Source organism: Enterobacter cloacae complex sp. IR5459 (genome assembly GCF_049238005.1).
In the GTDB taxonomy this organism is placed as follows: Bacteria; Pseudomonadota; Gammaproteobacteria; order Enterobacterales; family Enterobacteriaceae; genus Enterobacter; species Enterobacter hormaechei_C.
The window spans coordinates 474,978-488,626 of sequence record NZ_JBMKIG010000001.1; the positions used below are offsets into that span (position 1 = coordinate 474,978).

Annotated in this window: 10 protein-coding genes; 9 read left to right on the forward strand and 1 reads right to left on the reverse strand. The window is 57.9% G+C overall.

The window, feature by feature from the left end; genetic code table 11:
• The first annotated feature begins 1 nt into the window (after nt 1).
• From ACOTX4_RS02295 to ACOTX4_RS02325, 7 genes are all read left to right on the forward strand, one after another.
• Nucleotides 2-331 (forward strand): YqcC family protein, encoded by a 330-nt coding sequence (locus ACOTX4_RS02295; RefSeq protein ID WP_003862740.1) that lies wholly within the window; start codon nt 2-4, stop codon nt 329-331.
• Nucleotides 328-1,113: a tRNA pseudouridine(65) synthase TruC gene (gene truC / locus ACOTX4_RS02300; protein WP_003862739.1), complete on the forward strand. Its 786-nt coding sequence runs from the start codon at nt 328-330 to the stop codon at nt 1,111-1,113. Before ACOTX4_RS02295 ends, truC begins: the two co-directional genes overlap by 4 nt.
• 15 nt (nt 1,114-1,128) lie before the next feature.
• Nucleotides 1,129-1,578: a flavodoxin gene (locus ACOTX4_RS02305; protein ID WP_023295346.1), complete on the forward strand. Its 450-nt coding sequence runs from the start codon at nt 1,129-1,131 to the stop codon at nt 1,576-1,578.
• Nucleotides 1,579-1,886: 308 nt separating this feature from the next.
• Nucleotides 1,887-3,242 (forward strand): galactarate/glucarate/glycerate transporter GudP, encoded by a 1,356-nt coding sequence (gene gudP, locus ACOTX4_RS02310; RefSeq protein WP_003862734.1) that lies wholly within the window; start codon nt 1,887-1,889, stop codon nt 3,240-3,242.
• Complete coding sequence (locus ACOTX4_RS02315; RefSeq protein WP_003862733.1) at nt 3,242-4,582, forward strand: enolase C-terminal domain-like protein; 1,341 nt, start codon at nt 3,242-3,244, stop codon at nt 4,580-4,582. Before gudP ends, ACOTX4_RS02315 begins: the two co-directional genes overlap by 1 nt.
• A gap of 15 nt (nt 4,583-4,597) precedes the next feature.
• Entirely contained in the window at nt 4,598-5,935 is a 1,338-nt protein-coding gene (gene gudD, locus ACOTX4_RS02320) for a glucarate dehydratase (RefSeq protein ID WP_003862731.1), read from the forward strand.
• A gap of 77 nt (nt 5,936-6,012) precedes the next feature.
• Nucleotides 6,013-7,158: a glycerate kinase gene (locus ACOTX4_RS02325; RefSeq protein WP_063937900.1), complete on the forward strand. Its 1,146-nt coding sequence runs from the start codon at nt 6,013-6,015 to the stop codon at nt 7,156-7,158.
• A gap of 50 nt (nt 7,159-7,208) precedes the next feature.
• Here the strand turns inward: ACOTX4_RS02325 and barA are convergent, their stop codons facing one another.
• Nucleotides 7,209-9,968, reverse strand: coding sequence for a two-component sensor histidine kinase BarA (barA, locus tag ACOTX4_RS02330; RefSeq protein WP_003862726.1), 2,760 nt, complete (start codon nt 9,966-9,968; stop codon nt 7,209-7,211).
• Nucleotides 9,969-10,025: 57 nt separating this feature from the next.
• Here barA and rlmD point away from each other — a divergent pair, with 57 nt between their 5' ends.
• Together rlmD and relA are read left to right on the forward strand one after the other, a co-directional pair.
• Nucleotides 10,026-11,324 carry a 23S rRNA (uracil(1939)-C(5))-methyltransferase RlmD gene (rlmD, locus tag ACOTX4_RS02335; protein ID WP_003862724.1) on the forward strand — a complete coding sequence of 433 codons (1,299 nt, stop codon included), beginning with the start codon at nt 10,026-10,028 and terminating at the stop codon, nt 11,322-11,324.
• Nucleotides 11,325-11,375: 51 nt separating this feature from the next.
• Complete coding sequence (gene relA, locus ACOTX4_RS02340) at nt 11,376-13,607, forward strand: GTP diphosphokinase (RefSeq protein WP_003862722.1); 2,232 nt, start codon at nt 11,376-11,378, stop codon at nt 13,605-13,607.
• Nucleotides 13,608-13,649 lie beyond the last annotated feature (42 nt).

A 13,649-nucleotide genomic window follows, 5' to 3' on the forward strand; every position in this document is an offset into this window, starting at 1 on the left:
TATGTCGCATCATGACAGCGTTCGTGCGCAGTTGCACGCCATCGAAGCCCTTATGCGCCAGCATCAGCTGTGGCAGGATAACGCGCCGCAGCCAGACGCGTTCGCCAGCACCCAACCGTTTTGTCTGGATACGCTGGACCCGTTCGAGTGGCTCCAGTGGGTCTTAATTCCGCGTATGCACGCGCTGCTGGAAGGTGGCCACGCGTTGCCCGCGTCTTTTGCCGTCTCTCCCTATTACGAAATGGCGCTGGAAGCGACCCACCCGGCGCGTGCCATGATGCTAGTGGAGCTGGAGAAGCTGGATGCGCTTTTCGCCGGTGACGATGCATGACGCTTGAGATCCTGTATCAGGATGAGTGGTTAGTGGCGGTGAATAAACCGTCCGGCTGGCTGGTGCACCGTAGCTGGCTCGATCGCGATGAGAAAGTGGTGGTCATGCAAACCGTGCGCGATCAAATCGGTCAGCACGTTTTTACTGCCCATCGTCTCGATCGGCCAACCTCTGGTGTTCTGCTGATGGGGCTTTCCAGTGAGGCCGGGCGCCTGCTGGCGCAGCAGTTTGAACAGCACCAGATCCAGAAACGCTACCACGCCATCGTGCGTGGCTGGCTGATGGATTCCGCCACGCTTGATTATCCCCTGGTGGAGGAATTGGATAAAATCGCCGATAAATTTGCCCGCGACGATAAAGGCCCGCAGCCAGCGGTGACCGACTATCGTGGTATGGCGACCACAGAACTGCCGGTGGCGACCAGCAAATTTCCGACCACGCGATACAGTCTGGTGGAGCTTTTGCCCAAAACCGGGCGCAAGCACCAGCTTCGCCGTCACCTTGCACATCTGCGCCACCCCATTATCGGCGACAGCAAGCACGGCGATCTGCGCCAGAACCGCAGCGCGGCCGAGCACTTTGGCTGTAACCGGCTGATGCTGCACGCCAGCGAGCTACGCCTGACGCACCCGTTTACCGGCGAACCGCTGACTATTCGCGCGGGGCTGGACAAGGTCTGGATGCAGGCGCTGTCACAGTTTGGCTGGCTGGGACAACTCCCCGAAAATGAAAGGGTTGAGTTTGCCGCAGGCAACGTTCAGGATGAACAGCAAGCGCAATAATTACGGGAGCAAAGCATGGCTGAAGTAGGCATTTTTGTCGGCACGATGTACGGCAACTCGCTGCTGGTGGCGGAGGAAGCGGAAGCAATCCTCGTAAACCAGGGCCATAAAGCAACGGTCTATGAAGATCCGGAGCTGGCGGACTGGGAAAAGTATAAAGATAAATACATCCTGGTGGTGACCTCCACCACCGGGCAGGGCGATCTACCGGACAGCATCGTCCCGCTTTTCCAGGGCATTAAAGACCAGCTTGGCTATCAGCCAGATGTTCACTATGGCATCATTGCCCTCGGCGATAGCTCTTACGCCAATTTCTGCGGCGGCGGTAAACAGTTCGACGCGCTGTTGCAGGAACAGAGCGCTCAGCGCGTCGGAGAGATGTTGCTGATTGATGCGGGTGAACACCCTGAGCCAGAAAGCGAGTCAAATCCCTGGGTTGAACACTGGGCCACGCTCCTGAACTAACCCTGTACTAAACGAACGCCAGGCCGGGTAAGGCGAAGCCGCCACCCGGCAACGAAGCCGCATCCTATCCTCAATTCCGTGAAGTATCTTCCACCACTTTGGGCTTATGCCCCAAACCACGTTCCCCACGCCCGTCAATGTTGTGTTCCTGCACGGTGAGAGAACCGGTCACTCCTTCATATACTTTTCCCGTCACTATAAAACGGCTTCTGGCCGTACCAAAACCAAACACAAATCTCTCATTCTGATTACCCTACAGGTGCTGTACAGAATGAACCAGGCGAAAGCTATGTTTCAGGAGTGCAACAATGAGTACATTAAGCCACGCGGCGAGCAGCGCTGAGAAGCGCACCAACGCCCGCTACTGGATAGTGGTGATGCTGTTTATCGTCACCTCTTTCAACTACGGCGACCGTGCCACGTTATCCATTGCCGGCTCTGAGATGGCAAAGGACATCGGACTTGATCCGGTGGGTATGGGGTATGTTTTCTCCGCATTTTCATGGGCCTACGTAATCGGCCAAATCCCTGGCGGCTGGCTGCTGGACCGCTTTGGCTCAAAACGGGTCTATTTCTGGTCCATTTTCATCTGGTCGATGTTTACCCTGTTACAGGGCTTCGTGGATATCTTTAGCGGCTTCGGCATTATCATTGCGCTCTTTACCCTCCGCTTCCTGGTGGGCTTAGCGGAAGCGCCATCGTTCCCTGGCAACAGCCGTATTGTGGCCGCCTGGTTCCCGGCGCAGGAGAGGGGAACGGCGGTAGCGATCTTTAACTCGGCGCAATACTTTGCGACGGTTATTTTCGCGCCAATCATGGGCTGGCTGACGCATGAGGTGGGCTGGTCACACGTCTTCTTCTTCATGGGCGGGCTGGGGATCGTCATCAGCTTCATCTGGTTGAAAGTGATCCACGAACCAAACCAGCATCCGGGCGTGAACAAGAAAGAGCTGGACTACATTGCTGAAGGCGGGGCGCTGATCAACATGGATCAGAAAACCCAGAAAGCTAAGGTCCCGTTCAGCCAGAAATGGGGGCAGATCAAACAACTCGTCGGCTCACGAATGATGATCGGTATCTATCTCGGCCAGTATTGCATTAACGCCTTAACCTACTTCTTCATCACCTGGTTCCCGGTTTACCTGGTGCAGGCGCGCGGCATGTCGATTCTGAAGGCGGGGTTTGTCGCCTCCGTGCCGGCCATCTGCGGCTTCGTGGGTGGAGTGCTTGGCGGGGTCATCTCCGACTGGTTGATGCGTCGTACCGGTTCGCTGAATATTGCGCGTAAAACGCCAATCGTGCTCGGCATGCTGCTCTCCATGACCATGGTGTTCTGTAACTACGTCAGCGCGGAGTGGATGATTATCGGCTTTATGGCGATGGCCTTCTTCGGTAAAGGCATTGGCGCACTGGGCTGGGCGGTGATGGCAGATACCGCGCCGAAAGAGATCAGCGGCCTGAGCGGCGGTCTGTTCAACATGTTTGGCAACATTTCCGGCATTGTCACCCCAATCGCTATCGGTTACATCGTCGGCACCACCGGCTCCTTCAATGGTGCGCTGATTTATGTAGGCGTCCATGCGCTGGTGGCGGTACTCAGTTACCTGGTGCTGGTGGGTGACATCAAACGAATCGAACTGAAACCTGTTGGGGAGCGCGGATGATGACAACGCAATCAAGCCCGATCGTGACGGAGATGAAGGTCATCCCGGTGGCGGGGCAGGACAGCATGCTGCTCAACATTGGTGGCGCGCATAACGCCTGGTTCACCCGCAACATTGTGGTGCTGACCGACAGCGCAGGGAACACCGGCGTCGGGGAAGCGCCTGGCGGAGAGGTGATTTACCAGACGCTGGTCGACGCCATCCCGCAGGTGGTTGGGCAGGAGGTCGCCCGTCTCAACAAGGTGGTTCAGCGGGTGCATAAGGGCAACCAGTCGGCGGATTTTGATACCTTCGGCAAAGGTGCCTGGACGTTTGAACTGCGCGTTAACGCGGTGGCGGCGCTGGAGGCGGCTCTCCTCGATTTACTGGGCAAGGCGCTGAACGTGCCGGTCTGCGAACTGCTGGGGCCAGGCAAACAGCGTGATGCGGTAACGGTGCTGGGCTATCTGTTCTACGTTGGCGACCGGACTAAAACCGATCTGCCGTATCTGGAACGCTCGCCGGGTAGCCACGAGTGGTATCACCTGCGTCATCAGGAGGCGCTCTCTGGCGAGGCGGTGGTACGCCTGGCAGAGGCGGCGCAGGATCGCTACGGCTTTAAAGACTTCAAGCTGAAAGGCGGCGTTCTGCCGGGCGAGCAGGAGATTGACAGCGTGCGCGCGTTGAAAAAACGCTTCCCGGAGGCACGCATCACCGTCGATCCGAACGGCGCCTGGCTGCTGGATGAAGCTATCGCGCTGTGCAAAGGGCTGGGCGACGTGCTGACCTACGCGGAAGATCCGTGCGGTGCCGAGCAGGGCTTTTCTGGCCGCGAGGTGATGGCCGAATTCCGCCGCGCTACCGGGCTGCCGGTTGCGACCAACATGATCGCCACAAACTGGCGCGAAATGGGCCATGCGGTGATGCTGAATGCGGTGGACATACCGCTTGCGGACCCGCACTTCTGGACCCTTTCCGGCGCGGTGCGCGTGGCGCAGCTGTGCGATGACTGGGGCCTCACCTGGGGCTGCCACTCCAATAATCATTTCGACATTTCGCTGGCGATGTTTACCCACGTTGGCGCGGCGGCGCCGGGCAACCCGACCGCCATCGATACGCACTGGATCTGGCAGGAAGGCGAAGCGCGCCTGACCAAAAATCCACTTGAAATCAAAAACGGCACAATTGCTGTGCCGGATGCGCCGGGGCTGGGCGTGGAGCTTGACTGGGATCAGATCCACAAGGCGCATGAAGCGTATAAAAAACTGCCGGGCGGCGCGCGCAACGACGCAGGCCCGATGCAGTACCTTATCCCCGGCTGGACATTTGACCGTAAGCGCCCTGTATTTGGACGTCACTGATAAAAGGATCGAACGATGAGCACATTTTCTACCCCTGTAGTTACCTCCATGCAGATCATTCCTGTCGCGGGACATGACAGCATGCTGATGAACCTGAGCGGCGCCCATGCGCCGTTCTTCACCCGTAATATTGTGGTGATCAAGGACAACTCAGGGCATACCGGTGTCGGTGAAATCCCGGGCGGGGAGAAGATCCGTAAAACGCTGGAGGACGCCATTCCGCTGGTGGTGGGTAAAACGCTGGGCGAGTACAAAAATGTGCTGACTCGCGTGCGCACGACCTTTGCCGATCGTGATGCGGGTGGCCGTGGTCTGCAAACGTTTGATCTGCGCACCACTATCCATGTGGTCACGGGCATTGAAGCCGCGATGCTGGATCTGCTGGGCCAGCATCTGGGCGTCAATGTCGCCTCCCTGCTGGGCGACGGCCAACAGCGCAGCGAAGTGGAAATGCTCGGCTACCTGTTCTTTATCGGCAACCGCAAACTCACCCCGCTGCCGTACCAGAGCCAGCCGGACGAAAAATGCGACTGGTATCGTGTGCGTCACGATGAAGCGATGACCCCGGACGCGGTGGTGCGCCTGGCGGAAGCCGCGTATGAAAAATATGGCTTTAATGACTTCAAGCTGAAAGGCGGCGTACTGGCGGGTGAAGAAGAAGCAGAGGCGATCGCCGCGCTGGCGAAGCGCTTCCCGCAGGCGCGCGTCACGCTGGATCCGAACGGTGCCTGGTCGCTTGATGAGGCGATCAAAATCGGTAAGCAGCTTAAAGGCGTGCTGGCCTACGCGGAAGATCCGTGCGGCGCCGAGCAGGGGTTCTCCGGACGTGAAGTAATGGCGGAGTTCCGTCGCGCCACCGGGCTGCCAACCGCCACCAACATGATCGCGACCGACTGGCGTCAGATGGGGCACACGCTCTCGCTGCAATCGGTGGACATTCCGCTGGCAGACCCGCACTTCTGGACGATGCAGGGCTCGGTTCGCGTGGCGCAGATGTGCCATGAGTTCGGCCTGACCTGGGGCTCCCACTCCAACAACCACTTCGACATCTCGCTGGCGATGTTCACCCACGTGGCGGCCGCTGCGCCGGGCAACATTACCGCCATCGACACCCACTGGATCTGGCAGGAGGGCAACCAGCGCCTGACCAAACAGCCGTTTGAAATCAAAGGCGGCATGGTGCAAGTTCCTGCTACGCCGGGGCTGGGCGTTGAGCTGGATATGGACCAGGTCATGAAAGCGCATGAGCTTTACCAGAAACACGGCCTGGGCGCGCGTGATGACGCGCTGGCGATGCAATACCTGATCCCAGAGTGGAGATTCGACAATAAACGTCCGTGCATGGTACGATAAGCTCATTGGGACCGCTCCCATGAGTGGTCCCTTACGTGGTGTATGCTTAACGTAACTAACATGCGTAAGGATGGCTTATGAAAATTGTTATCGCTCCGGACTCGTATAAGGAAAGCTTGAGCGCGCTGGAGGTGGCGACAGCGATAGAGGTCGGTTTTCGCGAAATTTTCCCGTCAGCGGAATATGTCAAATTACCGGTTGCCGATGGTGGCGAAGGGACGGTGGAAGCGATGGTGGCAGCCACGCATGGGCGTCTTGTCCATGTTCCTGTTACCGGGCCTTTGGGTGAACGCGTGGAAGGGTTTTTCGGGTTATCCGGAGACGGGAAAAGCGCCTTTATCGAGATGGCGGCAGCGAGCGGTCTGGAGCTTGTTGCTCCTGCAAAGCGTAACCCGTTAATCACCACCTCCTGGGGAACCGGGGAACTGATCCGTCATGCGCTGGATGCGGGCGTTAAGCATATCATTATTGGCATTGGAGGCAGCGCGACCAATGACGGTGGCGCAGGCATGGTGCAGGCGCTGGGCGTAAAACTGCTGGATGCGAAAGCGCAGCCCGTTGGGCCGGGCGGCGGCGAACTGGCAAGCCTTGCGCATATCGATCTTAGCGGGCTGGATAAGCGGCTGGCAGCCTGTCGAATTGAAGTGGCCTGCGATGTGACCAACCCCCTGATCGGCGAGACAGGTGCTTCTGCGGTATTTGGTCCGCAGAAAGGGGCGACGCCGGAGATGGTCAGGATGCTGGACAACGCGCTTGCGCATTACGCAAAAATTATCGCCCGGGATATGGATATTGACGTCTTAAACCTGGCGGGCGGTGGTGCGGCCGGCGGAATGGGGGCGGCGCTGTATGCATTTTTCGGCGCACAGCTCCGTCAGGGGATTGAGATTGTCACCGATGCCCTGCATCTCGATGAACAGGTCGCGGACGCCGATCTGGTGATCACGGGCGAAGGGCGTATCGACAGCCAGACGATCCACGGAAAAGTGCCCGTTGGCGTGGCGAGAGTCGCGAAACGCTATAACAAGCCGGTTATTGGCATTGCCGGCAGCCTGACGGCGGATGTTGGCGTGGTGCATGAGCACGGACTGGATGCCGTATTCAGCGTGATTTACACCATCTGCTCGCTGGAGGATGCGCTGGAAAATGCGCAACAGAATGTACAGATGGCCGCAAGGAATATTGCGGCGGTGATAAAGATGGGGCAGGGGATGTCGCGTTAACGTTCGTGCTCCTGTAGGCCCGGTAAGCGAAGCGCCACCGGGCTTTGGTCTTAGCTCCCCAACACCTTCATTGCTTCCCGCGTCACGTTGTCCATCTCGTCCAGCAGCTCCAGGAACTCCGGTTCGAGATCGGATTCTGGCGTACCCGCGCGGAGCTGCTGTTCAAGCAACTGGCAGAGATTTTTCAACCGCGGTACGCCGCTGTAGCCGCAGCTGCCATGCAGTTTATGAATGGCTTCCAGCAGTCCTTCGGGGTTTTCACCCACCAGCTGTTCTTCAACCTTGTTACGGATCTCAGGCAGGAAGTCCACCAGCATTTGCAGCATATCGCGGGCCAGATCGGGTTTGCCCGCCGCCTGGCGCAGCGCCAGTTGCCAGTCAAACGTGGCATTCTGGTTAACGCTGATCTCCGGCGATTCAGCTGTAATGGTGTATGTCCCGCCAATGTGCCCCGGCTTGTAGCGCAGCAGCAGGCTGTGCAGCTTCTCTTCGTCGATCGGTTTCGCCAGATAATCGTTCATACCCGCACCCAGCAGTTTCTCCTTTTGCCCCGCCATCGCGTGCGCCGTCACGGCAATCACCGGCGTCTGCTGCTGGTGCGGAAGCTGGCGAATCAACTCGCAGGCGCGGATGCCATCCATGCCCGGCATCTGAATATCCATCAGGATCAGGTCGAACTGCATCTGTTTGGCTTGTTCCACGGCTTCGGCGCCGCTGGTACACAGCTCAACATGCTGAACCTGATCCTCAAGCAGCACGCCAATCAGCTTCAGGTTCGCCGGGTTATCGTCCACGGCCATCACCGTCATCGGCAGCTTATGTTCGTCGTTTTCCAGCGGCAGGGACTGATGCGTCAGACGGCAATATTCGGTCAACGCAGGTAACAGCCGTGTGGCGGTGAGGGGTTTCAGCAGACACGCCGCCGCTCCGTCGTTTTTCAGCTCTTCGGCGTTGATTTGGGCGTGGCACGGCAGCGCCAGCAGCAGGTAGTCCGTCATTGAGGCCGCCTTCGCCAGGCGTTCCTGCTGCATGGTCAGTTCTCCGGTAAACGTCACCGGAATCCCCAACAACAGGATATCGTAATGATCGTTCGCCAGCGCGGAGAAGGTCGGGCTGTAGATGACCTCCAGCGGCGTGCTGCTTAATACATCAAGCGTACACTGCGCTGCCGCGGCGTTCGGTTCCACATAGGCCAGACGCATCCCCTTCAGGCACCCGGTGACCGGGCCGTCGGTCTGCACGTTCGGGTTAAGATCAAGGTTGATATGGAACCAGAAGGTTGAGCCCCGGTTAGGCTGGCTGTGGAAGGAGATATCGCCTCCCATCTCTTTCACCAGCTTTTGGGTGATCACCAGCCCCAGGCCCGTTCCGCCGTGACGACGGGAAATGCTCGCATCGGCCTGGCGGAAAGCCTGGAACAGACGCGTCTGATCGCGCTCCGGAATACCGATGCCGGTATCCCGGATCTGCACTTCAATCTGGACTTTGTTATTACTGAGCGCCCTTTTTTCGACCAGAATGTCGATGTTGCCGCTCTCGGTGAACTTAATCGCGTTGCCCACCAGATTGGTAATGACCTGTTGCAGGCGCAGCGGGTCGCCAATGACGTTATCCGGCACATCATTTTTAATATTGAGCGTCAGTTCCAGACCCTTATCATGCGATGAGTGGGCAAGAAGCGTGACCACGTCATCCAGCGTGCTGCGCAGCGGGAAGGGAATACTCTCCAGAATCAGCTTGCCCGCTTCCAGCTTCGAGAAGTCCAGTACGTCGTTAATAATGGTCAGCAGGTTGTTGGCTGAGCGTTCAATGGTATGCAGATGGTCACGCTGGGTCGGGTTCAGCTCGCTTTTGAGCGTCAGACGGGTAAAGCCAATCACCCCGTTCAGCGGCGTGCGCAGCTCGTGCGACATGTTCGCCAGGAATTCAGACTTAATACGCGCCGCCTCCTGAGCACGTTTTTTCGCCAGATCCAGCTCCACGTTCTGGATCTCCATCTGCTCCAGCGTTTCGCGCAGGTCAGAGGTGGCCTGGTCAACGTTGTGCTGCATCTCTTCGTGATAAGCCGCCAGCGACATCGCCATTGAGTTGATGCCGTTTTTCAGCATATCCAGCTCGCCGAGCATAAAGCCTTCCACGCGGCTGTCGAGCTGACCCCGGCGGATCCGGTCAACGGTATTCACCATGTTGCGGATAGGCCCCGTGACGTCGCGCATCAGTCGCCAGCCGAAGATCAGCGCGATGCCAATACAGAACAGCATCATCACGCCGGAGATGAAAATTTCTTTGTACTGCTGGAGCCGCACCGACTTGAGATCCAGCTCCAGCGCCACATATCCAAGCATATTATTGCTGGACTTCGCATCGGACTGGGCAGATTCGTCGGGTGAATAGCTTTCGGAGATAATCGGCGTGCGCAGGATCATGATATCGCCTCGCCGCAACACCGTAAGATGACGCGGGAAGGGGGTACCATCCGGGATTTTCAGCGACGTGGGATCCAGATGGAAATTCGAGGTGACGAACAGACGGTTATGCTCATCGTAAACGGAAATGGCGCGTACAATCTCTGAATGACGGCGGTGCAGCACGCTGATTAACTGACCAATGGATTCACGGTTTTGCAGGTTCATACCGTACTCGCTGGAGACGGCCAGCGGTTCGATAATGCTGGCCCCGGCATCTTCAAGCTGTCTCTGCAAATCGTTATAGCGATGCACCACAAAGAAAATGCTCAGCAGCAAACCGATGAGAACGGTAGGAGCGAGGATCAAAATCATCATGCGCGCGCGCAGGCTGTAGTTGGTCATGGAGTTCCGTTATGGGACAATCAGGCTAATTATGTTTATTTGAGAACAATCTCGGCGATGGCGCAATTCTACTCTGCAAAACGACGCGTGACGACGCGTCAGATCATAACTGTTGAAGCCTCTGACCTCGATCCTTTTGGACAGGGGGTGGCGCGTCACAAGGGTAAAACACTGTTTATCACAGGTTTGCTGCCAGGAGAACGTGCAGATATTACGCTGACGGAAGACAAACGTCAGTATGCGCGCGGTCAGGTCAAGCGCCGTCTTAATGATAGCCCGGAGCGCGTGACGCCTCGCTGCCCCCATTTTGGCGTCTGCGGTGGCTGCCAGCAACAGCATGCCAGCACTGAATTACAGCAAAAAAGTAAAAGCAGCGCGCTGGCCCGCCTGGTCGGACACGACGTGAATGACATCATTGCCGATCGGCCCTGGGGCTACCGTCGCCGCGCTCGCCTGAGCCTCAGCTACCAGCCCAAAACCGAGCGGCTGGAGATGGGGTTTCGCAAAGCCGGCTCCAGCGATATCGTCTCTGTCACGCAGTGCCCTGTTTTGGTGCCCCATCTTGAGGCATTGCTCCCGGACGTGCACCACTGTCTTGCATCGCTGGATGGCGTGCGTTCGCTCGGCCATGTCGAACTGGTGTTGGCCAACAGTGCCCCGCTGATGGTGCTGCGCCACACCGCGCCGCTGTCAAAGGCGGATCGCGAAAAACTGGAACGCTTTTCGCATTCTCATGAGCTTGCGCTTTTCCTCGCGCCGCAAAGCGAGATACTTGAGCAGGTCAGCGGAGAAGCGCCCTGGTATGCGTCAGACGGGCTACGCTTAACGTTCAGCCCGCGGGATTTTATCCAGGTCAACGACGGCGTGAACCAGCAGATGGTGGCGAATGCGCTGGAATGGCTCGACGTACAGCCCACTGACCGGGTGCTCGATCTGTTCTGCGGCATGGGGAACTTTACCCTGCCGCTGGCCCGCAGAGCAGCAAGCGTGGTCGGAGTGGAAGGCGTTGAGGCGCTGGTGGCGAAAGGCCAGGAGAACGCCCAACAGAACGGTTTGCAAAATGTGACATTCTTTCATCAAAATCTTGAGGATGATGTCACTCAGCAACCGTGGGCTAAGCAGGGCTTTGATAAGATCCTGCTCGATCCGGCGCGCGCAGGTGCGCCAGGCGTGATGCAGCATATAATTAAACTCGCGCCTGAACGCGTGGTCTATGTTTCCTGTAACCCGGCGACGCTTGCCCGTGACAGCGAAGCATTATTGAGCGGGGGTTACCAGATTCGGCGTCTGGCAATGCTGGACATGTTCCCGCACACTGGTCATCTGGAATCGATGGTGTTGTTCGAGCACATCTAATGAGTTTGGCTTGTCGACTTCGACAGGCCCTTGTCCCTAAAGGAGAGGACGATGGTTGCGGTAAGAAGTGCACATTTAAATAAAGCTGGTGAGTTTGACCCTCAAAAATGGATCGCAAGTCTGGGGATTTCCAGCCAGCAGTCGTGTGAACGCTTAACCGAAACCTGGGCCTATTGTTTACGCACAACGCAGGGGCATCCGGACGCTGAACTGCTGTTGTGGCGCGGCGTGGAGATGGTTGAAATTCTCTCCATGCTGAACATGGACATCGAAACGCTACAGGCCGCACTGCTGTTCCCCCTGGCGGACGCCGACGTGGTGACGGAAGACGTCCTGCGTGAAAGCGTCGGCCAGTCCGTCGTGGCGCTTATCCACGGCGTACGTGATATGGCAGCCATTCGTCAGCTTAAAGCCGCGCAAACTGACTCTGTCTCTTCCGAGCAGGTGGATAACGTTCGTCGTATGCTGCTGGCGATGGTAGATGATTTCCGCTGCGTGGTGATCAAGCTGGCCGAACGGGTTGCCCATCTGCGTGAAGTAAAGGATGCGCCGGAAGACGAGCGCGTCCTGGCCGCCAAAGAGTGTACGAATATCTATGCGCCGCTGGCGAACCGTCTGGGTATCGGGCAACTGAAGTGGGAGCTGGAAGATTACTGCTTCCGCTACCTGCATCCGGCGGAATACAAACGCATTGCAAAATTGCTGCACGAACGCCGCATTGACCGCGAGCACTATATCGAGGAATTTGTCAGCGGGCTGCGCCAGTCGATGAAAGAGGAGAATGTGCGCGCCGAGGTCTACGGGCGTCCAAAGCACATCTACAGCATCTGGCGCAAAATGCAGAAGAAACACCTCGCCTTTGACGAGCTGTTTGACGTGCGCGCGGTGCGTATCGTGGCGGAGCGTCTTCAGGACTGCTATGCCGCGCTGGGGATAGTGCATACTCACTTCCGCCATCTGCCGGATGAGTTCGATGACTACGTCGCGAACCCGAAACCAAACGGCTATCAGTCTATTCATACCGTGGTGCTCGGCCCTGGCGGCAAAACGGTGGAAATTCAGATCCGTACCAAACAGATGCACGAAGACGCCGAGCTGGGCGTGGCGGCGCACTGGAAATATAAAGAGGGTACCTCCGGCGGCGGTCGCTCCGGTCACGAGGACCGTATCGCCTGGCTGCGTAAGCTGATTGCGTGGCAGGAAGAGATGGCCGACTCCGGCGAAATGCTCGACGAAGTGCGCAGTCAGGTCTTCGACGATCGCGTCTACGTCTTTACCCCGAAAGGGGACGTGGTGGATTTGCCGGCAGGCTCCACGCCGCTCGATTTCGCCTACCACATCCACAGCGATGTGGGGCACCGTTGCATCGGGGCGAAGATCGGCGGACGTATCGTACCGTTTACCTACCAGCTCCAGATGGGCGATCAGATTGAAATCATCACCCAGAAGCAGCCAAACCCAAGCCGCGACTGGCTGAACCCGAACCTCGGTTACGTTACCACCAGCCGTGGGCGCTCAAAAATTCACGCCTGGTTCCGTAAGCAGGATCGTGACAAGAACATCCTTGCCGGTCGCCAGATCCTGGACGACGAGCTGGAACATATTGGTATTAGCCTGAAAGAAGCGGAGAAGTTCCTGCTGCCGCGCTACAACTTCAACGAGCTCGACGAACTGTTAGCGGCGATTGGTGGCGGCGATATCCGCCTGAACCAGATGGTGAACTTCCTGCAAGCGCAGTTCAACAAGCCAAGCGCAGCGGAGCAGGATGCGGCGGCGCTGAAACAGCTCCAGCAGAAAACCTACGCTCCGCAGCAGCGCAGCAAGGACAATGGCCGCGTGGTGGTTGAAGGGGTGGGTAACCTCATGCACCATATTGCCCGCTGCTGCCAGCCGATCCCGGGAGATGATATTGTCGGCTTTATCACCCAGGGGCGCGGGATCTCGATTCACCGCTCCGACTGCGACCAGCTTGCAGAGCTGCAATCGCATGCGCCGGAACGTATCGTGGAAGCCGTCTGGGGGGAGAGCTACTCGGCGGGTTACTCGCTGGTGGTGCGCGTCACTGCCAACGACCGCAGCGGCCTGCTGCGCGACATCACCACCATTCTCGCCAACGAGAAGGTCAACGTGCTGGGCGTTGCCAGCCGCAGCGATACCCGCGAGCAGCTTGCCACCATCGATATGACTATCGAAATCTATAACCTTCAGGTGCTGGGCCGCGTACTCGGCAAACTGAACCAGGTGCCGGATGTGATTGACGCGCGTCGTCTGCACGGCGGCTAAACATCCTCTTCTGTAGGCCGGGTAAGGCAACGCCGCCACCCG